This is a genomic window from Hylemonella gracilis, from assembly GCF_004328645.1.
Classification (GTDB): domain Bacteria; phylum Pseudomonadota; class Gammaproteobacteria; order Burkholderiales; family Burkholderiaceae_C; genus Hylemonella; species Hylemonella gracilis_B.
Window position 1 is genome coordinate 981068 of record NZ_CP031395.1, and the last position, 24592, is coordinate 1005659.

The following is a 24592-nucleotide window of genomic DNA, read 5'->3' on the forward strand; positions in this document are numbered from 1 at the left end:
GCAGTCCATGCGACGCTGGTGATTCTAGAAGAGCTCAGTGGGCAGCGCTTTGCCAGCTCACGCCGGGCCGCAGCAGGTGCGCGTCGCGCACGCGGCGCGTGTAGCCCACGCGGTCGAAGTATTCCAGCACCTGGATCGCACGCTTGCGGCCCAAACCCGTCGCGTCGCGAAAGTGCGCGGCCTCGATGGCACCGCGCATGGCGGGCATTGCACGTCCGCTGTCATCCGCGGGCGCCGGGTTCGCCTCGGCTGCAAGGCGTGCGATCAGCGCGGCCAGTTCGTTCATGCGTTCGGCGGTGTAGAAGAGGTCTTTGACCACCTGGTGCAACGTGCCTTGGCGGGCCAGCTTGCGCAGCAATTGGCGCACCACCTCCTCGCCCATGTGGAAGTCTTTCGTCAGGTCGCGCACCCAGGGCGGGTCGTAACCGTCGGCGGGTGTCAGGCCTTGCAGCGCGGGCAGGAGCCGTTCGGCCAAGGCCTGTTCGCTGGCGCTCAGCTCCACACGGTGCGTGGGCAGGTGCAGCCAGGCGCCGCTCTGCGCGAGCGCGCCCTCGGCCAGCAGGGCCGAAAGCAAGCCTTGCCAGAGCGCGTCGCCCTGGATCTGCGTGGCCGCGTTCAGGGTGGGCAAGGCCATGCGGCGCAGGCGCGCGGCATTGACGCCAGGCTCGTCTGGCGACTGGGTGTGCAAGCGGGTCAGGGCGTCCAGCACCTGTGTGCGCAGGGCCTGCCAGTGCGTCGGCGCGATCAGCAAGGCATCCTGGTCCGACCACGGCAGCACCAGCGTGTCGGTGGGCAGCTTCAGCGATTCGGGCGGGCGTCCCAGCAGCAGGGCCAGGTGGGCGCGCGTGAGCCCCTGCGGCGCTTGTTCAAGCAGGGGCCCTATGACTCCCTGCACCAGGGTCTGCTGCACAGCGTTCAGCCAGGCCAGGCGCGCGGGACTGCGGCGCTTGCGCTCAGGGGCGTAGGGGTCGAGCACCTGTCCGCCTCCCAGGGTGCGGCTGGCCTGCGCGTTGCGCAGGATGTAGCGGTCACCTGCCGTGGCGTAGACGTCGGTGTCGAAGACCAGTTGCACACGGCTTCCTTGCACCGAGGGTGCGTTGGAAGTCCGGTCCACTGTGTCCGTGCTCCGCGTGCTGTCGACTGGGCGCAGGATGTCCCCATCCAGCGGCACTGCATGCGCGAGGTGGTGGGCTGCGCCCAGGTGCACGTGCACAGGGGTCCAGGCGCGGATCTCCGCGCCGGGTAGCAACTGGAGGCGCACGTCCATGCGCCGGCTGGCCCGCAGGGCGCGTGCGTCGGCGATCCAGTCGCCGCGTTGGATCGTTTCTTTCTCGATGCCCGCGAGGGCCAGCGCGACCCGCTGGCCGGCATGGCCGCTGGGGCTGGCGCGGTTCTGGGCGTGGATGCTGCGCACGCGCACTCCCTGGCCGCTGGCCGAATGGCGCAGGCTGTCGCCGATCCGGGCCGTGCCGCCGAACACCGTGCCCGTGACCACCGTGCCCTGGCCCGTGAGGGTGAACACCCGGTCGACCGCGAGGCGGAACAGCCCGCCATCGGGCCGCGTGGCATGCGCCCGCGCGCATTCGAACAGGTGGGCGCGCAGCGCGGCCACGCCGGGATCATCCTCGCGCGTGGCCGTGGTTTCAAACAGCATGGCGCCGGCCAGCGGTGTGCCGTCGAGCAGGGCCTGCAATTCGGCGCGCACGGCGACGATGCGCTCGGCCGCGACACGGTCCACCTTGGTCAGCGCGATGCTGCCTTCGCGCACGCCCAGCAGCAGGGCGATGGCGAGGTGCTCGCGGGTCTGCGGCATCACGCCGTCGTCCGCCGCCACCACGAGCAGGGCGTGGTCGATGCCCGCCACGCCCGCGGCCATGGTGTGGACGAATTTCTCGTGACCGGGCACGTCGATGAAGCCCAGCACCTGTCGAGCGTCGTCACCCGTGGCCTGCGGCAGGGGCGTGTAGGCATACCCCAGCTCGATCGAGATGCCACGCGCCTTTTCCTCCTTGAGGCGGTCGGTGTCCACGCCGGTGAGCGAGCGCACCAGCGTGGTCTTGCCATGGTCGATGTGACCGGCGGTGCCGATGATCACGGAAAGTTCCCCCCCGTTGCTTCCCCACTTCGTGTGGGTCGGCATACCCTCTCAAGGGGGCGCTCCCGCATCGGCACCGCATCTTTGCCCGGCAAAGCCGGCTCCGCGGGAGCCCGCGTTTGGCCTGCTCCGCGGCCACTCGAGATGTGTGCGCTCATGTGTTCAAGGCGGTTTGCAGTACAAGCAGTTGCATCGTGAAGTCCGCCTCGTCCTTCGCTTCCAGGCAGCGTAGGTCCAGCCAGAGGCTGTCGTCGGCCACGCGGCCGATGACGGGGCGTGGCAGCTGGCGCAGTGCGGTTTCGAGGCGGATGATCTGGCGGCCGGCGCGCTTGGCCTCCATCGGCCGGATGCGTAGGCCATGACTGGGCAGGGTGTCGGAAGGCAGGGCGCCGCTGCCGATCTGGCTGAAGAGGGGCACGCTCTCCACGGCGTACGCGTTGCCGAGTGCCGTTTGCAGCAGGGGCCGAAGCGCCTCGGCCTGCGCGTGCATCTGCGCCTGCGGGCGCGTGAAGAGGCGCAGCGTGGTCAAGCGTTCGGCCAGGCGTTCGGGCGTGAGGTAAAGGCGCAGCACCGGCTCCAGCGCGGCCAGGGTCAGCTTGCCAACGCGCAGCGCGCGCTTGAGCGGGTTCTTCTTGATGCGCGCGATCAGGTCTTTGCGGCCCACGATCAGCCCGGCCTGCGGACCGCCCAGCAGCTTGTCGCCACTGAAGGTGACGAGGTCGGCGCCCGCGGCGATGGTCTCGCGCACCGTGGGTTCATGCGGCAGGCCCCAGCGTGACAGGTCCACCAGCGTGCCGCTGCCCAGGTCCACCACCAGCGGCAGGCCTTGCGGGTGCGCCGCGCTGGGCGCGTGGGCGATTTGCGCGACCTCGGTTTCTGGCACGCTCTTGGTGAAGCCGGTCACGGCGTAATTGCTGGTGTGGACCTTCATCAGCAGGGCTGTGCGCGGCGTGATGCCCTCGGCGTAGTCCTTGGCGTGGGTGCGGTTGGTGGTACCCACCTCGACCAGCGTCGCGCCGGCGCGTTTCATGATGTCCGGAATGCGGAAGGCGCCGCCGATCTCCACCAACTCACCGCGCGAGACGATGACTTCCTTCTTCGCGGCCAGGGCATTGAGCGTGAGCAGCACGGCGGCGGCGTTGTTGTTGACCACCGTCGCCGCCTCGGCGCCGGTGAGTTCGCGCAGCAGCTCATCGATCAAGTCGTCGCGGTCGCCGCGTCCGCCCGTCGCCAGATCGAATTCAAGGTTGGCGGGTGTGGTGAGCGCGCGCACCACGGCCTGCACCGCATCGTCCGGCAGCAGGGCGCGGCCCAGGTTGGTGTGCAGCACCGTGCCACTGAGGTTGAAAACGGCGCGCAGGCGCGGGGCGAACTTGGCCTGCAGGCGCTGCGTCACCGTGGCCGCCAGTGCCTCGGTGCCGGCTTGCGCGTCCAGTGCCTCGGTGCCGATTGCTCCCGCCAACACGCGCGCGCGCAGCGCGTCCAGTACGGTGCGCAGTGTGTCCGTGACCTGGCCCTGTCCGTACTGCATGCTCAGTTCGCGCAGCGCAGGCGTGGCGAGCACGCGGTCGACGGAGGGCAGCCTGGCCAATAAGCCAGGCGCTGGGTTGTCGGAGTCGGGGGAGGATGAACTCATCACTCGCGAGGAAAGGTGGCAGTGCTTCAGGCTATCACGTTGGATCGTGCGCGCACAGGCTATTCAGCGGCAAAGGCCAGCAGCGGATTGGCGCCAGCGCGGGCATATGGGGTTTCGCTCATCAGCAGGTCGAGCGTGAGCGTGGCCAGATCGTCGGCCAGCGGTTCGGCCAGCGGGTCCTTCTCCTGGTTGACGATCTTGCGGTAGCCGTGGCAATGATCGCAGGTTTCCGCCAGCACGACCTGTGGGTCCTTCTTGCCGCCAAGGTTCTGGCGCGTGGTCTGGGCATCGGTGTCCCGCGTCTGGCTTTCGATGCCCTGGTAGCGGATGCCCTCGGTGGATTCGCAGTGGCTGCACTTCACGCGCACCATGTGCCACTCAGTGCCGCACAAGCCGCAGTGCAGGTAGCGATGGCCGGCGGACTGGCCGCCGATGCGCAGCACGCTGACCACGGGCGGGGCCGCGCAGACCGGGCAGATGCTGGTCGGGTCGGTGTAGGGGATGTCGGCCACGCGCAGATGGCTGGCGCGGTGGGTGTACATGACTTGCAATGCAGCCAGCACCAGGGGTTGCAAGGCCAGTTCGTCGGCCTCGGTCGACTTGCTGGGCGTCTGCAGCAGGGCCAGGCGCGTGACCATGCGGTGGGCCAGCGCGTCGAGTTCCTCGTTGTTCAGGCCGCGCAGGCGCGTGACCAGGCCTTGGATGGCCGAAGGCAGGGGCTCGACGGGTTTCGCCGATGGGGTGTCGCCTTTTTCCAGCGTCTCCAGCAATTGAGCCAACACGTCGCGCCAGGCCGGATCCATGTGTTCGGCGGCAGGGAACAGCGGCATGGAATGTTCCTGCGCGCGGGCCACCTGCTGTACCTCGGCGTCGCTGAAGGACAGCGGCGCCAGCCGGGCGGCGACTTGGCCCTGGGCACGCACCAGGCGCGCCGCGAAGCGCAGGTAGTCGGCGATCGGGTTGCCTTCGGCAAGTTGCGCCAGGCGCGCGGCGCGGTCGGTGTAAAGGCTGCCGGGCTCGGGCAGGCGCACGCGGGTGAAGGCGGTGTGGTCGAGCGCTTCGATGTCGCCGGGTTGGAGGATGCGTTGCATGGGGGTCCTGAAAAATGAAAACGCCGCCGGGTCCTCCGGCGGCGTGGCGCGGCAACCGCGGCGGCGTGTCAGCGATTGTCGCCGGTCTTTTCGCGGTACCAGCCGCGGTGGTGCTGCTTGGCCCAGGCGCGCGTGACGGTGCCGTAGAGCATGGCGCGGATGGTGCCGCGGGTCCAGATGGCCGCGTAGACGTGCAGGATGATCAGGCCAATCATGCCCACCGCCGCGACGGCGTGCAACACGGAGGCCAGTCGAACCAGCGTCACGGGCAGGTTGAACCAGGCACGCCACATCAGCACGCCGCTGAGCAGCAGCACGGCCATGCAGGCCACCAGGCCCCAGAACAGCAGCTTCTGGCCACCGTTGTACTTGCCCTGCTCGGGCATGTCGTGGTCGTTGCCGTCCACCATCTTGCGCACGTTCTTCAGCCATTCCTTGTCGCGTGCCTCGATGAGGTTCAGGCGCCAGAAGCGCAGGAACATCATGACGAAGCCAGCGGCCATGACGAGGCCGATATAGGGGTGCAGGATGCGCGTCCACGGCCCGCCGCCGAACAGCTGGGTGAGCGGGAAGAAGGCGGGGTGGAAGAAGGCCAGGCCCGAGAGCGCCAGCAGGATGAAGCAGATGCCCACGGCCCAGTGGTTGGCGCGCTCCGAGGCCGTGTAGCGTTGCAAATCGCGGGGGTTGCGTTGCATGGTCAGGCCTCCTTCGCTTTCTGGTCTTCGCGTTCCATCTCGTCTTCCAGTTTCTTGGAGACTTCGTTGGGACCCTTGGTGATGAAGTGGAACAGGCCACCCAACGCGGCCGCGCCGAGCGCGACCATGGCCAGCGGCTTGGCCACGCCCTTCCAGAGGCTGACCATGGGGCTGATCTTGGGCGTGTCGGGCAGGCCGGCGTAGAGCGAGGGCTGGTCCGCGTGGTGCAGCACGTACATGACGTGCGTGCCGCCCACGCCGGCCGGGTCGTACAGGCCGGCCTTCTCGAAGCCACGCGACTTCAGGTCCTCGATGCGCTCGGCGGCCTGATCCTTCATGGCGTCCTTGGTGCCGAACATGATGGCGCCGGTCGGGCAGGTCTTGACGCAGGCCGGTTCCTGGCCCACGGCCACGCGGTCCGAGCACAGCGTGCACTTGTAGGCTTTCTTGTCTTCCTTGGAGATGCGCGGCACGTCGAACGGGCAGCCGGTGACGCAGTAGCCACAGCCGATGCAGTGCTCTTCTTGGAAGTCCACGATGCCGTTGGCGTACTGCACGATGGCGCCCGGCGAGGGGCAGGCCTTCAGGCAGCCAGGGTCGGCGCAGTGCATGCAGCCATCCTTGCGGATGAGCCACTCCAGATTGCCCGTGGCCGTGTTCTCGTACTCGGTGAACCGCATGACGGTCCAGGAGTGCTCGGTCAGGTCCATGGGGTTGTCGTAGACGCCGTGGTTGGAGCCGACCTCCTCGCGCAGGTCGTTCCACTCCATGCAGGCGGTCTGGCAGGCCTTACAGCCGATGCACTTGGACACGTCGATGAGCTTGGCGACCTCGCCCGAGTGCGCTTCGCGGATGCTGGGTGAAGGCGTCGTGGTGGCGGAGCGACGCACGATGTCGAGGGATTGCAGTGACATGTTCGTGACTCCTGTTTAAACCTTCTCGACTTTCACGAGGAAAGTCTTGAACTCTGGCGTGTTGGTGTTGCCGTCGCCGACGAATGGCGTCAGCGTGTTCGCCAGATAGCCCTTCTTGGTCACGCCAGTGAAGCCCCAGTGGATCGGAATGCCCACGTGGTGCAGCGGCTTGCCATCCACCTGCATCGGCTTGATGCGCTTGGTGACCAGCGCCACCGCCACGATGTGACCGCGCTTGGACGAGACGCGGATGCGTTCGCCTGTCTTGACGCCGACTTCCTTCGCCAGGGCCTCGCCGATCTCGACGAACTGCTCGGGCTGGGTGATGGCGTTCAACACCGCGTGCTTGGTCCAGTAGTGGAAGTGCTCGGTCAGCCGGTAGGTGGTGCCGACGTGCGGGAACTCCTTGGCCTCGCCGAAGGTCTTCCAGACCTCCGGGAACACGCGCGCGGCCGGGTTGCTGGTCGCCTTGGCGTTCTTCGGGTTCAGCGGGTTGTAGCCCAGCGGCGTGTCGAAGGGTTCGTAGTGCTCGGGGAAGGGACCTTCGTTCATGCCCTTGCGCGCGAAGAAGCGGGCCACGCCCTCGGGGTTCATGATGAAGGGCCCGGCGCCGGTCTCGGGCGCGAGCGTGCCACCGAAGTCCGGAACGTCCGCACCGCCCCAGCCGCCGGCGCCACCGTTGGCGGCCGGGTTCCAGGCCACCAGCTTGCGCTTGGGGTTGTAGGGCTTGCCGCTCGGGTCACAGGACGCGCGGTTGTAGAGCACGCGGCGGTTGGCCGGCCAGGCCCAGGCCCAGTTCAGCGTGTTGCCAATGCCCGTGGGGTCGCTGTTGTCGCGCCGCGCCATCTGGTTGCCCGCGGTGGTCCAGGCGCCGGCGTAGATCCAGCAGCCGCTGATCGTCGTGCCGTCGTCGCGCAGCTCGCCAAAGCCCGAGACCTGTTCGCCCGCCTTGCGCAGCACGGTGGTCTTGTCCTTGGGGTCGATCAGATCGACCAGGGCGCGGCCGTTGTATTCCTTGGCCACTTCCTCGGGGGACGGTTCCTCGGCCCGCGCGTACGGCCACCAGAGGTTGACGATGGGGTCAGGGAACTTGCCCCCTTCCTTGGCGTACAGCGTCTTCAGGCGCTGGTGCAGCCCGGACATGATGCGGATGTCCGTGCGCGCCTCGCCGGGGGCCTCGCCCGCCTTCCAGTGCCACTGCAGCACGCGCGAGGAACTGACGACCGCGCCGTCTTCCTCGGCGAAACAGGTGGTCGGCAGGCGGAACACCTCGGTCTGGATCGAGGCGGTGTCCACGTCGTTGTACTCGCCATGGTTCTTCCAGAACTCGGCGGTCTCGGTCGCCAAGGGGTCCATCACCACCAGGAACTTGAGCTTGGAGAGCCCGTCGCGCACACGGCCCTTGTCAGACAACGAGGCAATGGGGTTGAAACCCTGGGCGATGTAGCCGTTGACCTTGCCCTGGTGCATCAACTCGAAGATTTGCAGCATGTCGTACTGCTTGTCGAGCTTGGGCAGGTAGTTGTAGGCCCAGTTGTTGTCCTTGGTGGCCGCCGGACCGTACCAGGCCTTCATCAGGCTCACGTGGAATTTGCCGTAGTTCTGCCAGTAGCTCATCTGGTTGGCGCGCAGGGGTTTCTGCGCGCGCGCCTCGATGTACTTGGCGTAGTCCTGCTCGGCCTGTCCGGGCAGCGTGAGGTAGCCCGGCAGGCTGGCCGACAGCAGGCCCAGGTCCGTCAGGCCCTGGATGTTGCTGTGGCCGCGCAGCGCGTTCATGCCGCCGCCGGCCACACCGATGTTGCCGCACAGCAGCTGCACCATGGCGCCGGTGCGCAGCATCTGCGCGCCCGTGCTGTGCTGGGTCCAGCCCAGCGCGTACATGATGGTGGCCGCGCGGCCCGCCACGGCCGTGGACGCGAACTGCTCGGCCACGTGCAGGAACTTCTCCTTGGGCGTGCCGCAGACGCGTTCCACCATCTCGGGCGTGTAGCGCGCGTAGTGCTGCTTCATCAGCTGGTACACGCTGCGCGGGTGCTTGAGTGTGGGGTCGGTCTTGACGAAACCGTCCGCGCCGAGCTCGTAGTCCCAGCTGCCTTTGTCGTAGGTGCGCTTCTCGGGGTTGTAGCCGGAGAAAATGCCCTCGTCGAACTTGAAGTCCTCGCGCACGATGAAGGTGAAGTCCGTGTAGGCCTTCACGTACTCGTGGTGGATCTTGTCGTTCGTCAGCAAGTAATTGATGATGCCGCCCAGGAAGGCGATGTCACTGCCGGAACGGATCGGTGCGTAGAAGTCGGCCACGGACGCCGAGCGGTTGAAGCGCGGGTCCACCACCATGAAGTGCGCCTTGTTGTGCGCCTTCGCCTCCGTCACCCACTTGAAACCGCAGGGGTGCGCCTCGGCGGCATTGCCGCCCATGATCAGAATTACGTCCGCATTCTTGATGTCGACCCAATGGTTCGTCATCGCTCCACGGCCAAACGTCGGGGCAAGACCTGCCACCGTCGGGCCGTGTCAGACACGGGCTTGGTTGTCGAATGCGAGCAGGCCCCAGGAACGGGCGACTTTGTGGGTGATGTAGCCGGCTTCATTGCTGGAGGCCGAGGCCGCCAGCATGCCAGTGGTGAGCCAGCGATTGACCGTCAGGCCGTCCGCCGTCTTTTCAACGAAGTTGGCGTCGCGATCAGCCTTGAGCAGCGTGGCGATGCGGTCCAGCGCCTCGTTCCAGGACATGCGCTTCCACTCGTTGGAGCCCGGTGCGCGGTACTCGGGGTACATCAGGCGGCTGGGGCTGTTGATGATGTCCAGCAGGCCCGCGCCCTTGGGGCAGAGCGTGCCGCGGTTCACCGGATGGTCCGGATCACCCTCGACGTGGAACACCGTGGAGCGCACGTTCTTCGCGCCATCACCGTGCGAATACATCAGGATGCCGCAGCCGACCGAGCAGTACGTGCAGGTCTGGCGGGTGACGGTGGCGGCGGAGAGTTTGTACTGTCGGACGTCGGCCAGGGCGGTGGCGGGCGAGAAGCCCATCAGCGCCAGGCTCGAACCCGCCAGCGTGGTGCCAGTCACTTTCATGAACTGGCGTCTGGAGAGCTGCACCATAGGAGCACCTTCTTTTCGTGTTGAAAGGAAGAGGCGGCGCACCAGCCTGGCGACGGCATTGCCTCAAGCGTGGGGCCGATTCTAGGAGGACTTTTTCATTTTTCCAGGGTTCTTTCCCTCGCCTGGACTTTCTGCAATTGATAAGCACTTGCAATAACGCGCAGGTTCGCACCATCGTCGTGTGCCGATGCCAAGGCACTTCGTGGGAAAATCGACCCCGCGCGCGGCTGTGTCCCAGGCCGCGCGCGTTTTTATTCCGGGATCATGTAGAGGAACACCATGTACAAAAACCTCGTGGCCGCGCCTTGCCTGGCGTTGGCGGCCGCCTTGTTTTCCCCCCCTGTCTTTTCCCAGTCCGCACGGCCCTCGGGTTCTGCGCCCACCCCTGCGCCGGTACAAGCACCGCTCAAGGTGGCTTTTGTGTATGTCGCTCCGCTCACCGACGCGGGCTGGGTACGCCAGCACGAGGAAGGACGGCTGGCCGTCGAGGCCGCGTTCAAAGGCGGTAGCACGGTGCGCACCAGCTATGTCGAGAACGTGCCCGAGGGCGCGGATGCCGAGCGCGTGATCCGCGACCTGGCGCAGCAAGGGAACAAGATCATCTTCACCCCCAGCTTTGGCTACATGGAGCCGACGCTGCGCGTGGCGGCGGAGTTTCCGGACGTGAAGTTCGAGTCGGTCACCGGCTACAAGACCGCCCCCAACGTGGCGGCGGCCAATGCGCGTTATTACGAAGGCCGTTACCTGGCGGGCGTGGCCGCCGGTCGCCTGGCCACCCAGGCCGGTTATGTGGCGGGCTTTCCCATCCCCGAGGTGCTGCAGGGCATCAACGCCTTCACGCTGGGCATGCGCTCTGTCAATCCACAGGCCACGGTGCGCGTGCTCTTCATCAGCGAATGGTTCAACCCGCCCAAGGAACGCGAGGCGGCGCTCAGCCTGCTCAACCAGGGCGCGCAGGTGCTGGCTTTCCATACCGGCAGCCCGGCGGTGATGACCGCCGCGCAGGAACGCGGTGCGATGGCCGTGGCCTACCACTCCGACATGCGCAAGATCGCGCCCGACGCGCAGATCATCGCCGTGACCCATCAGTGGGGCGACTACTACACCCGCCGTGTGCGAGCGGTGCTGGACGGCAATTGGAAAAGTGGCACGGTCTGGGGCGGCGTGAAGGAGGGCATGATCCGCGTCGAGGGTTTTGGTCCCAAGGTGCCGCCCCCGGTGCGCGAGGAGGTGCTGGCTCGCCAGCGCGACATCGCCGCGGGTCGCCTGCACCCCTTCCACGCCGTGGCCGATGTGCGTGACAACGCAGGCCAGGTAGTCATCGCGCGTGGCCAGACCTTGAGCGACGCGCAGATCCTGGGCATGGACTGGCTGGTCGAGGGCGTGCTGACCCGACTGCCGAAATGATCGCGCTGCCCTGAACGCGGTTACCCCTGAACCCTCACTCCGCCAGGGTCACGCGGTTGCGCCCGCCCTGCTTGGCCGCGTAGAGCGCGGCGTCGGCGCGTGCCAACAGGGATTCCGTGCTTTCATTTGGCGTGCGCTGCGCCACGCCGATGGACACGGTGAGCGGCACTGCGGGCTCGGCGAGCAAGGGCATGTCCGCGATGGCGGCGCGGATGCGTTCGGCGATCAGCAGGGCCCTGGCAGCGTCGGTGCCGGGCAGCAGTACGGTGAACTCTTCGCCGCCATAGCGCGCGAACAAATCCGGCTTGCGCAGCTGTTCGCTGGTGCGGACTGCGAAAGCCTTGAGGATCTGGTCGCCCACGTCGTGGCCGTGCGTGTCGTTGACGCGCTTGAAATGGTCCAGGTCCAGCATCAGCACCGAGAGCGGGCGCTCACGCCTATCGTTGCGTCCGCCGACTTGCCAGCGGTTGGTCAGGGTGCTGTCGAGCAGACGCCGGTTGGCCAGGCCCGTCAGGGCGTCGGTCTCGGCATCGCGCCGCGCCATGCGCAGCAGACCGGCCAGTCGCTCGTTCTTCGCGGTGTTTTTCAGTTGCAGGCGCATGGCTTCCTCCGCGGAATGGCCGACGCGGCGCATGTGCCAGCTCAGCAGCACGAGAAAGAGAGTCAGCCCCAGGGTGATGCTCAGATGCTGCAGGTCCTGGAAACGCCACAGGGTGTGGCCCAGCAAGACACCGAACAGGCCGACAAGGTAGGCGAAGTGCGCGCGGATGTAAGACGCGTAGATCGGCGCGGTCATGGCCGCCCCGCCACACAGGACCACGATCAGCCAGGGCAATAGCGCGTCGGCCCCCTGGTCTGGCAGCAGCAGGGGCACCATGGCCGCCCAGGCCATGCCATCGAGTGCCGCCGCCACGTGCAGCATCCAGCCATGGCGCCGCCGCTGGGGGGCAGGCAGGCGCAGCAGGAGGGTCAGCAACAGCAGCGCGATCGTCCAGCTGATCGCGAACCCGCCCAGCCACAAGCCCATCTGCTCGACGGGCACCCGATCCCAGCAGATCCAGGCCACCAGCAGCCAGCCCAGGGGCGTGGTCAGGAGCAGCCCGCGCAGATCCTGGGCGCAGCGCCTGAAACCGAGTTCCAGCGCCACGTTCATCGACGTGCGAGCGGAAGTTGGCGGCTTGGTGCGCATGAGCCAGGATGCTAATGGGTTTAGGGTCGGATCGTCCGGACCGGGTAAGCTCGCTTGCATGATGCATGCCTATCGATCCGCGCTGTTGCGTTTTAATCAACAGGGCCAGGTGCTTTACGACGAAGACGGTTTGCTCGTCATTGGACCGGATGCCAAGGGGCGTCAAGTGGTGCAACTCGTGGGGGATTACCGTGCCCTGGAAGCCGGGTTCGCCAGCGCCTATCCCGGGCTCACAGTCACGCCGCTGCCGGGCCGCATCCTGGCCCCCGGCTTCATCGACCTGCACATCCATTACCCCCAGACCGATGTGATCGGTTCACCCGCCGACGGTTTGCTGCCTTGGCTGGAGAACTACACCTTCCCGCACGAAAGCCGTTTTGGCGATCGCGCTTACGCAGGCGAAGTCGCACACTTCTTTCTTGACGAATTGCAGCGCCATGGCGTGACGAGCGCGCTGACCTTCGCCACCTCCCATCCACAGTCCGTTGATGCCCTGATGACCGAGGCGCGGGCGCGCGGCCTGCGCCTGATCGCAGGCAAGGTTTTGCAGGATCGCCATTCGCCGGACGGTGTGCGTGATGAGACCACGCAGAGCCTGGTCGACACCGAAGCCCTGATCCGCAAGTGGCACGGCGTGGACCGCCTGGGTTACGCCATCACGCCGCGCTTCGCGCCTAGCTGCAGTCCGGCCCAACTGCGGGGCGCGGGCGAACTCGCCGCGAAGTACCCGGATGTGTGGATTCAATCGCATGTGGCAGAGAACCGCGACGAGATCGCCTGGGCGCGTGAGCTGTTCCCGAAATCGCGCAGTTACCTCTCGGTCTATGAAGACTTCGGCCTGCTGCGCGAGCGCGCCGTCTACGCCCACTGCATCCACTTTGATGACGCGGACCGCGCCCTGATGCGCGACCGCGGCGCGGTGGCCGCGGTCTGCCCGACGAGCAATCTCTTCCTGGGCAGCGGCTTCTTCGACTTCGTCGGCGCGGACCGCGTGGGCCACGGCTACGGCCTGGCCAGCGACGTGGGCGGCGGCACCAGCTTCAGTCCCTTCCGCACCATGCTGGCGGCCTATTACGTGGGGCGGGAGGGCATCGCCAAGCCGGGGCTGTCGCTCAGTCCACAACGGCTCTGGTGGCTGCACACGGCCGGCGCCGCGAAAGCCCTGGGGCTGGAAGGCGTGATCGGCAATCTGCAGCCTGGCCACGAGGCCGACTTTCTCGTGCTCAACCCCACCGCCACGCCCCTGCTGGCGCGCAAGACCGCGCAGGCGCGCAAGCTCGACGAGCTGCTGTTCGCGCTCATCGTGCTGGGCGATGAGCGGGTGGTGGAGCGGGTGGCCATCAACGGCGCCTGGGCGGAACCCTTGCCAGCCTGAACGCGGAGGATTGCAGGCCATGACGATGCCGCTGCGGGAATGGGCGCGGGGCTTGAAGCGCCAGGCCCTGGTTGTGTATTTCGCGGCCCGGGATGCGCGCATGCCGTGGGCGGTGCGGCTGTTGGCCTTGCTGGTGGCGGCCTATGCCCTGAGCCCCATCGATCTCATACCCGACTTCATCCCGGTGCTGGGTTATCTGGACGACGTGATCCTCGTTCCCCTGGGCCTGGCCCTGGTGCTACGCCTGACGCCCCCGCCCGTCATGGTGGCCGCACGGGAACGGGCCGAGGCTGTGGTGGACCGGCCCGTCAGCGTCGCAACGGCGGCGGTTTTTGTTCTCGTCTGGGTGATCGCACTGCTGGGCCTGGGCGCGTGGGTCTACAGCCGTTTCGCCTGAGTCGTTGGTCGGCGCGAAGGACCGTGTCTCAACTCACTTGAGCTGTTGGCCCGCCGCATCCTTCACGCTGAGGCGCAAAGGGATGCCCTGGGCCACGCTCATGCCCACGGTGCAGAAGTCTTCGAACTGCGCCAGCACGCGGTCCAGGTGCTCCAGTTGGGCGGCGGGCACGCCCAGTGTCAGCGCCACGTCCAGGCGCAGCACGCGCAGGCGGTTCTGCTCATTGCGGCCGACCTCGGCGCGGACCTCGCAGCGGATGGGCTCGGGCTGCTGCTTGAACTTGCGCAGTGCGAACAGCAGGGAGTCGGCCATGCAGTTGCCCACGGCCGCGCACAGCAACTGAACCGGCGAGGGGCCCGCACCCTGACCGAGTGGCGGGGTCTCATCGCCCAGCAAGGTGGGACGGGGCGCGCCGAAATCGATCTCGAACTGGTAGTCCTGTCGTTGGCGCAGGACTGCGTGGGGGGCGGTGTTCGGGCTGTCGTTGCTCATGGTTGGGGGGGTGTGGCGCTATGCAGAAACCAGGGTGTCCGCAGCATAGCCCAGGCTGCGGGAGACGATCACCCCATGGGCAGCCAGTCTTTTGCTGAGCTTGAGCACGGCCTTGTCCTTGCTCAGCAACAGGGTGGCGCCGCCAGCTGAGCCCAGCTGGTAAGCGAGGTCGATGAACTTTTGATCGTCAGCGTCCTTGCAGGTGTAGGGGGCTTTGGGTGCGACCCCCATCAATTCCACCCGCGCGTCGTAGTCGGCCAGCAGGGCGTCGGCGGGCCGTTGGTGGAAGTCCATGCGCGTGGCGATGTGCGGGTAGGCGAGCACGCGACGCAGTTCCTCGCGCATGACGACCGTGGTCACCCAGCGCAGTTGACCAGCATCCAGGGCGGTGCGCAAGGCGGGGGTGGCCGGGTCGGCGAAGAGCAGCAGGTCCAGAACGACATTGGTGTCGAGGACCAGCGCAGGGGCGTGCGGAGTAGAAACGCGCATCACGCGGCCAGAGGCGTGCGCCTCAATCGCGCAGGCCCCGCGCCAGGGCGCGGGTCACCTCGGCTGCGCTGATGCCACCGTCCAAGGGCAGGGCGCTGAGGTTCTGGCCACACCAGAGCGGCGAGAAATCGCCCAGACCGGCTTTTTCGGCGGCTGCGCGCAGGGGTGCGATGCCCGCCGTCGCCAGAGGGAAGGCGGGCGCGGCGTTGTGCAGGGGGCCGAGTTCGCGCATGGCGCGGTTCACCAGGCCGCGCGCCGCGCCACCCGTGAACAAGGTGGTCAGCGTCGTGCCGTGCGCGGTCTCGCCCTTCACTGTGCGCGTGGCCTCGGCCAGCAGCGCGGCGCGGTGCACGGGGCTGGTGGTGGCTTCGGTGCAGAGCAGGTAGGCGGTGCCGGCCTGCACGCCCGAGGCACCCAGCGCCAGGGCCGCGGCCACGCCCGGCGCGTCGACGATGCCGCCGGTCGCGATCACAGGAATGCGCACGGCCCGCGCGATCTGGGGCAGCAAGGCAAACGTACCCATCTGGGTGCGCAAGACCCGGTACAGGCCGTCGGGCTGGTGCAGGCTGGGCGACAGGAAATGACCACGGTGTCCGCCCGCTTCCAGGCCTTGGGCGATGACGGCGTCCACGCCCTGTCGTTCGAGCCACAGCGCTTCTTCCACCGAGGTCGCGCTGGACAGAATCTTCGAGCCCCAGGCGCGCACGCGTGTCAGCAACTCGGGCGCCGGCAGGCCGAAGTGGAAGCTCACCACCGGGGGGCGGAACTCCTCCACCAAGTCGGCCAGGGCCGCGCTGAAGGGGCTGCGGCCCGCGCCCGTGGGCACCTGGGCCGGATCGATGCCGTACTCGGCGTAATAGGGCGCGAGGCTCTGACGCCAGACCGCCTCACGCGCCGCGTCCGGCACGGGCGGTTGGTGGCAGAAGAAATTGAGGTTCCACGGCCGGCCCTGGCAACGTTCGTGCAGCACGCCCAGCTCGGCGCGCAGGGCCTCGGGCGTGAGTCCCGCGGCGGGCAGCGAGCCCAGGCCGCCGGTCGCGCACACGGTCAGCGCCAGGGCGCTGCCTTGGGCACCGACCATCGGGGCTTGGATGATGGGCAACTCGGTGCCCAGCAGGGCGGTCAGACGCCGGATGCGGGATTCAGTGGTCAGTGACATGGGATGCCGTCTCCATTTTTCCGGCCACCAGGTCGAAGCGGAACAGCCGGCATTCGATGGGCCCGTTCCACAGCGGCACGCGCCGGGTTTCCTTCAGGCGCATGCGGCCCGGTAGCTTGAGGTCGGGGGTGAGCACCCAGGCCGTCCAGCCTGCGTAGTTCTTTTTCCAGTGCGTGGCCAGGCGGGAGAAGAACTCGCCCCCGTCCTCGGTCTGCGCTGTTTCACGCGCCGCTCTCATGCCGTCGCCCGCGCCGCTGCGTCCGCTACTGGCGATGCCGGCCACGGCAATGCGCTCGTTGTACGGCGGGTTGAGCAGCAGCACGCCGGCTTGGCTGGTCGGGGGCATGCGTTGCAGCGCGTCGCCCCCCCGGAACTCAATGGCGCTAGCCACGCCCGCGCGCTCGGCATTGCGCTGGGCGAAGTCCACCATGCGGTGGGCCACGTCGCTGCCGAATACCAGGGGTTCGCCCAGCGGGGTGATGGCGGCTTCCGCCTCGGCCTTGATGCGTTGCCAGGCCGCGGCCTGGAAGGGCAGCAAACGTTCGAAGCCGAAACGCCGCAAGCGGCCCGGGGCCATGTGGCAGGCGATCTGCGCGGCTTCGATGGCGATGGTGCCGCTGCCGCAGCAGGGGTCATAGAGTGGCCGCCGCGCCGCGCCCGGGTTCCAGACGCCGCCCCAGCCGGACGCGGCCAGCATCGCGGCGGCCAGCGTTTCCTTCAGCGGCGCCTCGCCCTTGTCCTCGCGCCAGCCGCGCTTGAACAGCGGTTCACCCGAGGTGTCGATGTAGAGCGTGACCTGCTCGCGCGTCAGGTGGGCGTGGATGCGCGCGTCCGGCCATTGCGTGTCCACGTCCGGGCGTGCACCGCTCTTGTCGCGGAAGCGGTCGGCCACCGCGTCCTTGATGCGCAGGGTCGCGAAGTTCAGGCTCTTGAGCGGGCTGTGCTGCGCGGTCAGTTCGATCTTGAAGCTCTGCCTGGCGGTGAACCACAACTCCCATGCGACGCCGCTGGCGGCGTCGTAGATGTCCTGTTCGTCGCGGTAGGGACGGTGGGCCAGTTGCACCAGCACGCGCTGGCTCAGTCGGCTGTGCAGGTTGAGCTTGAGCGCGTCGTGCCAGCTGGCCCGCACCGCGACGCCGCCGCGACCCTTGCGCAGGGCCTCGCCCGACGCACCCGTGATGGCCTGGACCTCGGTCGCGAGAAAGTCCTCCACGCCGGCGGCGCAGGGCAGGAAGAGCTGTAGATCGTTCATGAGAGGGGAGGTGGGACGCTCAGAGCGTCTTCCGTAAATTCGCCGGCGCGATCTTGAGCGTCTCGCGGTACTTGGCCACGGTGCGGCGCGCGCATTCGATGCCTTGTTCCTTGAGCATCTCCGACAGCTGGCTGTCGGACAGCGGCTTCTTGGCGTTTTCCGCGCCCACGAACTGCTTGATCAGCGCGCGCACCGCGGTGCTGGATGCGCTGCTGCCGGATTCCGTGCCCAGCCCGGAGCCGAAGAAGTACTTGAGCTCGTAGGTGCCGTAGGGCGTGGACATGTACTTGGCCGTGGTCACGCGACTGATGGTGGATTCGTGCAGGCCCAGCTCGTCGGCGATCTCGCGCAGCACCAGCGGACGCATGGCCAGCTCGCCATGCACGAAGAAGTTCTTCTGCCGGTCCACGATGGCGTTGGCCACGCGCAGGATGGTGTCGAAGCGCTGCTGGATGTTCTTGATGAACCAGCGCGCCTCCTGCAGGCGCTGTTGCAGCGCTGCGTGATTGCTGGACTCGCGCGCCGCGCCACCGCTGCGCTGGCCCTTGAGTGCGTTGGCATAGATGTCGTGCACGCGCAGGCGTGGCATCACATCGGGGTTGAGCATGACGCGAAAACGCGCGTTGCTGGCGTTGCCTCCCACGCGCTGCACCAGCACGTCGGGCGTGATGATGTGACGTTCCACGTCGACGAAACGACGCCCGGGCTTGGGTTCCAGTCGCGCGATCAAGGCCAGGGCCTCGCGCGTCAGCGCCTCGCCCGCCGCTCCGGTGCCGCCGGTGAGCTGGGAGAGGCGGCGCAGGTCACGCCGCGCCAGCAACTCGGGGGGCTGTTCGATCAGGCGCAGCGCCTGGGTCAGGGTCTGGCGCAAGGCCGCGCAGCTGTCCTGCTTCGAACCGGGCGTCGCCGCGGACGAAGGGGACGCAGGCGGCAGGTCCAGCACCCGCTGCTGCAACTGCAGGCGCAGGCATTCGCTCAGCGAGCGGGCGCCCACGCCCGAGGGTTCCATCTGGTGCAGCAGGCGCAGCGCGATCTGGAAGTGCTCCAGCAGTCCTTCCAGCTGTGTGGCGTCTTCGCCAGCCAGGCTGGCGGCCAGTATTTCAAGCGAGTCTTCGAGGTAGCCGTCGTCATTGAGCGACTCGATCAGGAAGAGCAGGGCCGCGCGGTCGGCCGGCGCCAGCCGCAGCGCGAGGGCTTGCTGCCGCAGGTGGTCCTGCAGGCTCTCGTGCGCGCGCGCCAGTTCGGTGGCATCCGCCACGTCGTCGTCACCTTGATTGCCATTGCGCGGCGGGGCGTCGCCACCCCATTCACTGTCGTCGGGTGCCAGCTCCACGCTGCCATCGCCTTCCCAGTCGCCGTCGCGCGCCAAGTCCACCGTGGGGGCATCGTCACCCGCAAGGTCAGCGATCTCGCTGCCTGTGTCTGGCGTGTGCTCGGACGCGCTCTCTATCACGGAGCCACCCACCGTGTCGCCGTGGTCGTCGTCGTTCACGGGCGGGGTATCGGCCTGTTCCAGGCCATAGGCTTCGCGCTCGGCGCTGTCGTCGGCGCGCTCCAGGAAGGGGTTCTCATCCAGCAACTGCTCCACTTCCTGGTTCAGCTCCAGCGTGGATAGCTGCAGCAGCCGGATGGACTGCTGCAGCTGAGGCGTGAGCGCAAGGTGCTGGGAGATGCGCAGCGAGAGGCTCTGCTTCATGGGCGCGCTCGCGGAGGCAGAGATGGGATAAGCACCGGCCCGTGCCCGGCGGTGTCGGGTTCCCACCCGGGCGCCAGGCGGCGCGGGGGCGCGGCCGGGACTACACCACGGCACGAGGTGACGGGCTGGGTGGGCATGGGGCTCACATCTTGAAGTTCTCGCCGAGGTACACGCGGCGTACATCGGCGTTGTTGACGATCTCAGCGGGGGTGCCCTGGGCCAGCACGCGGCCTTCGCTGATGATGTAGGCGTGGTCGCAGATGCCCAGCGTCTCGCGCACGTTGTGGTCGGTGATGAGCACGCCCAGGCCACGTGATTTGAGGAAGCTGATGATGCGCTGGATCTCGATCACCGCGATCGGGTCGATGCCCGCGAAGGGTTCGTCGAGCAGGATGAAGCGCGGCTGCGTGGCCAGCGCCCGCGCGATTTCCACGCGACGTCGCTCGCCGCCTGAGAGCGCGAGCGAAGGCGACAGGCGCAGTTTTTCCACGCGCAGATCTTGCAGCAGGCTGGTAAGACGGTGCTCGATCTCGGCGCGTTTCAGGCGCTTGCCGTGCTCGTCGTGCTGCAGCTCCAGCACGGCGCGCACATTGTCCTCGACGTTCAACTTGCGGAAGATCGATGCTTCCTGCGGCAGGTAGGACAGGCCCATGCGCGCGCGCTGGTGGATGGGCAGGTGTTCCACGCGCTGGCCATCGATGTCGATGGCGCCTGCGCTGGCGCGCACCAGGCCGACGATCATGTAGAAGCTGGTCGTCTTGCCCGCGCCATTGGGGCCGAGCAGACCGACGACTTCGCCACGGCGCACGGCGAGCGAGACGTCCTTGACCGCCTCGCGGCTGCCGTAGAACTTCTTGAGGTGTCGTGCTTCCAGGCGGCTGGGTTCCACTGCGGCGGTGTCCACGGGGGGCGTCGCAGGCGTCGACCCTTCCGCCGGGGTGTTGCTCGGGTTGTCGGACGGGACCGGGGTGGGGTGGTGTTCACTCATGCGTGTGGGGGGCCGGGGTGGGCGTGGGCGTTCAACGGGCGCCGCGCGCGGGCATCGGGGCAAGGCGCGGGTCTTCGCGTAGTTTCAGGTCCGGGCTGCTGCTCGGGCCCGGCGCGGCGCCCGCCGCTGCGGGAGTTCCCGATGGTGTGGTGGCTCGCGGGGACAGGGTGGCACGCACCCGGGTGTCGGAGCTGGGCCGCGCGGGCACGGCGCCGGTCGCGCGCGTGCCGTCGATGGTGAAGTTGTCCTTCAGGTTGTCGTAGACGATGACCTGACCACTCATGATGTCGGCCTCGGCACCGCCACGCAGGCGGCGCAGGACCGCGTCGCCAAGCAGCTTGAACACGTCGGCGCGGCCGTCGTATTCGATGGTGTTGCTTTCCCCTATGACGGTCTCGTCCATGCCGTCGCGCAGTTGCGTGAAGCGGGCCCGTTGCCCGAGCGCGGCGGTGATGTTGCCGTACTGGTAGCCCAGGGCGTCCTGACGCACTTCGATGCGCTCTCCCTCGATCGTGATGCCGCCGCGTGTCAATACCACGTTGCCGCTGAACACGCTGATCTGGCGCTGGTCGTCGTAGCGCAGGGCATCGGCCTCGATGTGCATGGCCTGGGCCACGGGGGCGGCCGCCGCACTACCTGTGCTGGCCGCCTTGGTCTGGGCGCCGGCCGACAGGCTGGCGGCCAGCAGAACGCCACCCCAGGTCAAGGTCAGGCGCGACGGAAACAGACGGGGCAGGGAGCGGCGAGGAGGCATCGCGGGAGGGGATAGGCGGTTTGCCGTTTTAAAACCTGGACAAGGCCGCTGGGGGCGGGACGGATGCTGCAAGCAGGGCGGGAGGGCCATTTTAAACACCACTTAAAGCTGGCTCGGGTTTTGCTTGGTCCCTTTTCCGGTGCATCGAGGTCTGAGGGGTGGGCGGGCGGCGACTGCGGCCTTTGCGAACCTGCAATGCGGGCGATTTGCAATTCGTGCGAGACTTCCCGGCATGAAGCTCCTGTTCATCGCCGACCCGCTTGAATCCTTCAAGACCTACAAAGACAGTACCTACGCCATGATGCGCGAGGCGGCCCGCCGGGGCCACCCGCTGGCAGTCTGTGAGCCACGTCATCTGCGCTGGGTGTCCGACGGCCAGGTGGGTGGTCCGGTGCGGGCGCAGGTGCGCGACATCACGCTGACCGGTGATGCCGATGCCTGGTTCCGCGAGACTGCGGTGCGCGAAGCCGCCCTGCGTGACTTCGATGCCGTTCTGATGCGCAAGGACCCGCCCTTCGACAGCGAGTATTTCTACGCCACCCACCTGCTGGAGCAGGCCGAGCGCGAGGGCGCGCGGGTCTACAACAAGGCGCGCGCCCTGCGTGACCATCCGGAGAAACTGGCCATCCTGGAGTTCCCGCAGTTCATCACGCCGACCTTGGTGACCCGTGAGGCCCAGGCCGTGCGCGCCTTCCATGCCGAGCACGGCGACATCATCCTCAAGCCGCTGGATGGCATGGGCGGCATGGGCATCTTCCGCGTCAAGGACGATGGCCTGAATCTGGGCAGCATCATCGAGACACTGAACAAGGACGGCGTGCAGACCCTGATGGTGCAGAAATTCATTCCCGCCATCGCCCAGGGTGACAAGCGCATTCTCGTGATCGGTGGCGTGCCGGTGCCGCATGCCCTGGCACGCATCCCGCAAGGCGGGGAGGTGCGGGGCAACCTGGCGGCTGGTGGCAAGGGGGTGGCGCAGCCGCTGACGGCGCGCGACCGCGAAATCGCCGAAACGCTGGGGCCCATCCTCGCGGCGCGAGGCCTGCTGCTCGTGGGACTCGATGTGATCGGCGAGCAGTTGACCGAGATCAACGTGACCAGCCCGACCTGCTTTCGGGAAATCAGCGACCAGAGCGGGTTTGACGTGGCCAAGCGCTTCGTCGACGCGCTGGAAGCCGCCGTCGCGGCGGCTTGAGGGCGCCCCCGCCGCCTGCGGTCGGCTGGCGCACCCCATGGTCCGGCGTTCAGACGCTCATGCGAAATGGTCGAAGGAGGCGAAGCGCCCGGCCAGCCGTTGGCCCTGGGCGTCCACGACACGCAAACCTTCCTGTACCTCGATCTGGCCGATGCGGGTGACTGGGGTGTCGGCGACCCCGGCCGCCGCCACCACGGCTTCGCGCCGCGTGGCCGGCGCAGTGAACAGCAATTCGTAGTCATCTCCGCCTGACAAGGCGAGGCTGAGGCGTTCGGGCGGTGTCAGCGCCGTGCTGTTCAGGCGGTGCGAGGCCAGCAAGTCGCTCAACACAGGGGCGAGCAGGCGGGCGCCGCAGCGTGAGGCCTCCAGGATGTGCTGCAGGTCGCCCACCAGGCCATCGCTCAGGTCCATGCAGGCGCTGGCGATGCCGCGCAGTGCCAGCCCCAGACCCACGCGTGGCGTCGGGCGTTCCAGACGGGTGCGTGCCAGTTTCAGCACCTCGGGTGGCAGTTGCAGCCAGCGGGGTGCCCCGGGGCTGCGGTCGCCATGCTGGGCCTTGAGTGCCAGCAGCGCCAGCCGCGCGTCGCCCAGCGTGCCGCTGACCCAGAGGTCGTCACCCGGCTTCGCGCCCGAGCGCAGCAGGGCCTGGCTGCGGCCCTGCGCCGTGGGCACCGCGCCCAACGCCGTGATGCAGATGTTGAGCGGGCCGCGCGTGGTGTCGCCGCCCATCAGCGTGCAGCCATGGGCGTCGGCCAGGGCGAACAGGCCGCGGGTGAAGGCGTCGATCCAGTTCAGGCGCGCGGCGTTGCTGTCCGGCAGCGCCAGCGCGAGCGTGAAGGCCAGGGGCTGGGCACCGCAGGCGGCCAGGTCGCTGAGGTTGACGGCCAGGGCCTTGTGGCCCAGCGCCGCGGGATCGACGTCGGCGAAGAAGTGCTGGCCTTCAACCAGCATGTCGGTGCTGATGGCCAGTTGCGCGTCCGTCGGCAGCGCGTTGGCCAGGCCGGGCGTCGCTTGCAGCAGGGCGCAGTCGTCGCCGATGCCCAACGCCACGGCCGGGTTGCGCGGGGCGGCGTTGCGCTGGAAGTAGCGCGCGATCAGCTCGAATTCACCGAGGGCCATGTGTCTGGCGGCCCTGCTCAGTGCAGGGTGCGTTGGCCACCGCCCGTGCTCAAGGCGTCGAGCACGAAGAGCGGGATGTCCACGTCAAAGCGCTCGCCCTCCTCCGTCACGAAGAAATAGCTGCCATGCATGGTGCCGGTGGGCGTGCGCAGCCGCGCGCCGCTGGTGTATTCGAAACGCATGCCGGGTTTGAGCAGCGGTTGCTGGCCCACCACGCCCAGGCCCCGCACTTTCTCGGTGTGGCCGTTGGCGTCGTTCACGTTCCAGCTGCGGGAAATGAGCTGCGCGGCCACGTCCCCCCGGTTGGTGATGGTGATCGTGTAGGCGAAGGCGTAGATGCCGCGGGCCGGATCGGACTGCTCGGGCAGGTGGCGCGGCTGGGTTTCGATCAGGATGTCGGTGGGGGCGGACATGGCGGGTGGCGGAAAGTCTGGGACACGGCGTGGGGCCGGCAAGCCGGCATCCTACCTGCGAAAATGCAATTTGACTCCACCCTTAAATTGGCCCGGCTCCGGGCCCCCGCCATGAGCACCTCCGAACGCACGCCCTACCGCATCGCCCCGTCCATCCTGTCGGCCGACTTCGCCCGCCTGGGCGAGGAACTGAAGAACGTCATCGACGCCGGCGCGGACTGGATCCATTTCGACGTGATGGACAACCATTACGTGCCCAACCTGACCTTCGGCCCCATGATCTGCCAGGCCCTCAAGCCCCATGCGAAACGTGCGGACGGTACGCCCGTGCCGCTGGACGTGCACATGATGGTGCAGCCGGTCGACGCCCTGGCGGCCGCCTTCGCCGAGGCCGGCGCGGACCTGATCAGCTTTCACCCCGACGCCTCCCCCCATGTGCATCGCAGCATCCAGGCGATCAAGAGCAAGGGCGTGAAGGCCGGCCTGACCTTCAACCCCGCCGCGCCGCTGGACGTGCTGGACTGGGTGATCGAGGACATCGACCTCATCCTGATCATGAGCGTCAACCCGGGCTTTGGCGGGCAAAGTTTCATCGACTCGGCGCTGCGCAAGATCGAAGCCGCGCGCAAGCGCATCGATGCCTGCGGCAAGGACATCCGCCTGGAAGTGGACGGCGGCATCAAAGTCGACAACATCCGCCGCGTGGCCGATGCCGGGGCGGATACTTTCGTCGCCGGCAGCGCCATCTTCGGAAAGCCGGACTACAAGACCGTGGTGGATGCCATGCGCCGGGCCCTGGCTTAGCCGGAAAAGCAAGGCCGAAGCCCGTCATCCTGGGCTTTAGCCCGCGCCGGGGACTGCTACGCTAAGAAAACCATAGGGGTATGCGGACATGGCGCGAAGGTGGTGGATGTGGCGGAGCGCCCGACAGGAGGCAGGCAGACGGGTGATCCCGGATGCCGACACCTGGGTTGGTGAGCCGTCGGAAGGGGCACCCAGTAGCTGGTTCGCCGGCGACTGGAACACCACGACCGAGTCCCAGTCCCATGCGGACCGTTCCGGCGCCACTGCCGCCGCTTCCCCGGCGGAGGGCGCGCGTCGGGCGAGTTCGTCCTCGGCCCGGCGGGGCGCGCG

At 67.7% G+C, this 24592-nt stretch carries 21 protein-coding genes; 5 read left to right on the forward strand and 16 right to left on the reverse strand.

Annotated elements, in window-relative coordinates; all coding sequences use genetic code 11:
- Positions 1–34 precede the first annotated feature (34 nt).
- From selB to fdnG, 6 genes are all read right to left on the reverse strand, one after another.
- Positions 35–2095 (reverse strand): selenocysteine-specific translation elongation factor, encoded by a 2061-nt coding sequence (selB, locus tag DW355_RS04710; protein WP_131278181.1) that lies wholly within the window; start codon positions 2093–2095, stop codon positions 35–37.
- 154 nt (positions 2096–2249) lie between these two features.
- Positions 2250–3731, reverse strand: a complete 1482-nt coding sequence (gene selA, locus DW355_RS04715) for an L-seryl-tRNA(Sec) selenium transferase (protein ID WP_131278182.1) — start codon at positions 3729–3731, stop codon at positions 2250–2252.
- Positions 3732–3790: 59 nt separating this feature from the next.
- Positions 3791–4822, reverse strand: a complete 1032-nt coding sequence (gene fdhE / locus DW355_RS04720) for a formate dehydrogenase accessory protein FdhE (RefSeq protein ID WP_131278183.1) — start codon at positions 4820–4822, stop codon at positions 3791–3793.
- Positions 4823–4890: 68 nt separating this feature from the next.
- Complete coding sequence (locus DW355_RS04725) at positions 4891–5517, reverse strand: formate dehydrogenase subunit gamma (protein WP_131278184.1); 627 nt, start codon at positions 5515–5517, stop codon at positions 4891–4893.
- A 2-nt stretch (positions 5518–5519) separates the two neighbouring features.
- Positions 5520–6431, reverse strand: coding sequence for a formate dehydrogenase subunit beta (fdxH, locus tag DW355_RS04730; RefSeq protein ID WP_131278185.1), 912 nt, complete (start codon positions 6429–6431; stop codon positions 5520–5522).
- A 15-nt stretch (positions 6432–6446) separates the two neighbouring features.
- Positions 6447–9533 carry a formate dehydrogenase-N subunit alpha gene (fdnG, locus tag DW355_RS04735; RefSeq protein ID WP_165493116.1) on the reverse strand — a complete coding sequence of 1029 codons (3087 nt, stop codon included), beginning with the start codon at positions 9531–9533 and terminating at the stop codon, positions 6447–6449.
- 279 nt (positions 9534–9812) lie between these two features.
- Here fdnG and DW355_RS04745 point away from each other — a divergent pair, with 279 nt between their 5' ends.
- Positions 9813–10940, forward strand: coding sequence for a BMP family ABC transporter substrate-binding protein (locus DW355_RS04745; protein WP_131278188.1), 1128 nt, complete (start codon positions 9813–9815; stop codon positions 10938–10940).
- A gap of 34 nt (positions 10941–10974) precedes the next feature.
- Here DW355_RS04745 and DW355_RS04750 read toward each other — a convergent pair whose 3' ends face one another.
- Positions 10975–12129 (reverse strand): GGDEF domain-containing protein, encoded by a 1155-nt coding sequence (locus tag DW355_RS04750; RefSeq protein WP_165493117.1) that lies wholly within the window; start codon positions 12127–12129, stop codon positions 10975–10977.
- A gap of 61 nt (positions 12130–12190) precedes the next feature.
- On the opposite strand from DW355_RS04750, the gene guaD reads away from it, so the two are divergent.
- A complete protein-coding gene (guaD, locus tag DW355_RS04755) occupies positions 12191–13504 on the forward strand; it encodes a guanine deaminase (RefSeq protein ID WP_131282308.1) in 1314 nt (437 codons plus the stop codon).
- Between the two features lie 19 nt (positions 13505–13523).
- Positions 13524–13901, forward strand: a complete 378-nt coding sequence (locus DW355_RS04760) for a YkvA family protein (protein WP_131278190.1) — start codon at positions 13524–13526, stop codon at positions 13899–13901.
- A gap of 33 nt (positions 13902–13934) precedes the next feature.
- Here DW355_RS04760 and DW355_RS04765 read toward each other — a convergent pair whose 3' ends face one another.
- From DW355_RS04765 to lptA, 7 genes are all read right to left on the reverse strand, one after another.
- Positions 13935–14393 carry an OsmC family protein gene (locus DW355_RS04765; RefSeq protein WP_131278191.1) on the reverse strand — a complete coding sequence of 153 codons (459 nt, stop codon included), beginning with the start codon at positions 14391–14393 and terminating at the stop codon, positions 13935–13937.
- Between the two features lie 18 nt (positions 14394–14411).
- Positions 14412–14882, reverse strand: a complete 471-nt coding sequence (locus tag DW355_RS04770; protein WP_131278192.1) for a PIN domain-containing protein — start codon at positions 14880–14882, stop codon at positions 14412–14414.
- Between the two features lie 22 nt (positions 14883–14904).
- Positions 14905–16041: an NAD(P)H-dependent flavin oxidoreductase gene (locus DW355_RS04775; protein WP_131278193.1), complete on the reverse strand. Its 1137-nt coding sequence runs from the start codon at positions 16039–16041 to the stop codon at positions 14905–14907.
- A complete protein-coding gene (locus tag DW355_RS04780) occupies positions 16025–17293 on the reverse strand; it encodes a THUMP domain-containing class I SAM-dependent RNA methyltransferase (protein WP_131278194.1) in 1269 nt (422 codons plus the stop codon). The genes DW355_RS04775 and DW355_RS04780 overlap by 17 nt, the downstream gene beginning before the upstream one ends.
- 19 nt (positions 17294–17312) lie before the next feature.
- A complete protein-coding gene (rpoN, locus tag DW355_RS04785) occupies positions 17313–18989 on the reverse strand; it encodes an RNA polymerase factor sigma-54 (RefSeq protein ID WP_131278195.1) in 1677 nt (558 codons plus the stop codon).
- Positions 18990–19131: 142 nt separating this feature from the next.
- Entirely contained in the window at positions 19132–19977 is an 846-nt protein-coding gene (lptB, locus tag DW355_RS04790; RefSeq protein WP_242671301.1) for an LPS export ABC transporter ATP-binding protein, read from the reverse strand.
- 31 nt (positions 19978–20008) lie between these two features.
- Complete coding sequence (gene lptA, locus DW355_RS04795; protein ID WP_165493118.1) at positions 20009–20731, reverse strand: lipopolysaccharide transport periplasmic protein LptA; 723 nt, start codon at positions 20729–20731, stop codon at positions 20009–20011.
- 232 nt (positions 20732–20963) lie between these two features.
- On the opposite strand from lptA, the gene gshB reads away from it, so the two are divergent.
- On the forward strand, positions 20964–21926 hold the full coding sequence (gene gshB, locus DW355_RS04800; protein ID WP_131278197.1) for a glutathione synthase: 963 nt from the start codon (positions 20964–20966) through the stop codon (positions 21924–21926).
- A 57-nt stretch (positions 21927–21983) separates the two neighbouring features.
- Here the strand turns inward: gshB and thiL are convergent, their stop codons facing one another.
- Entirely contained in the window at positions 21984–23045 is a 1062-nt protein-coding gene (gene thiL / locus DW355_RS04805) for a thiamine-phosphate kinase (protein WP_131278198.1), read from the reverse strand.
- 17 nt (positions 23046–23062) lie between these two features.
- On the reverse strand, positions 23063–23458 hold the full coding sequence (apaG, locus tag DW355_RS04810; protein ID WP_035604632.1) for a Co2+/Mg2+ efflux protein ApaG: 396 nt from the start codon (positions 23456–23458) through the stop codon (positions 23063–23065).
- Positions 23459–23569: 111 nt separating this feature from the next.
- On the opposite strand from apaG, the gene rpe reads away from it, so the two are divergent.
- Entirely contained in the window at positions 23570–24262 is a 693-nt protein-coding gene (rpe, locus tag DW355_RS04815) for a ribulose-phosphate 3-epimerase (protein WP_131278199.1), read from the forward strand.
- Positions 24263–24592 lie beyond the last annotated feature (330 nt).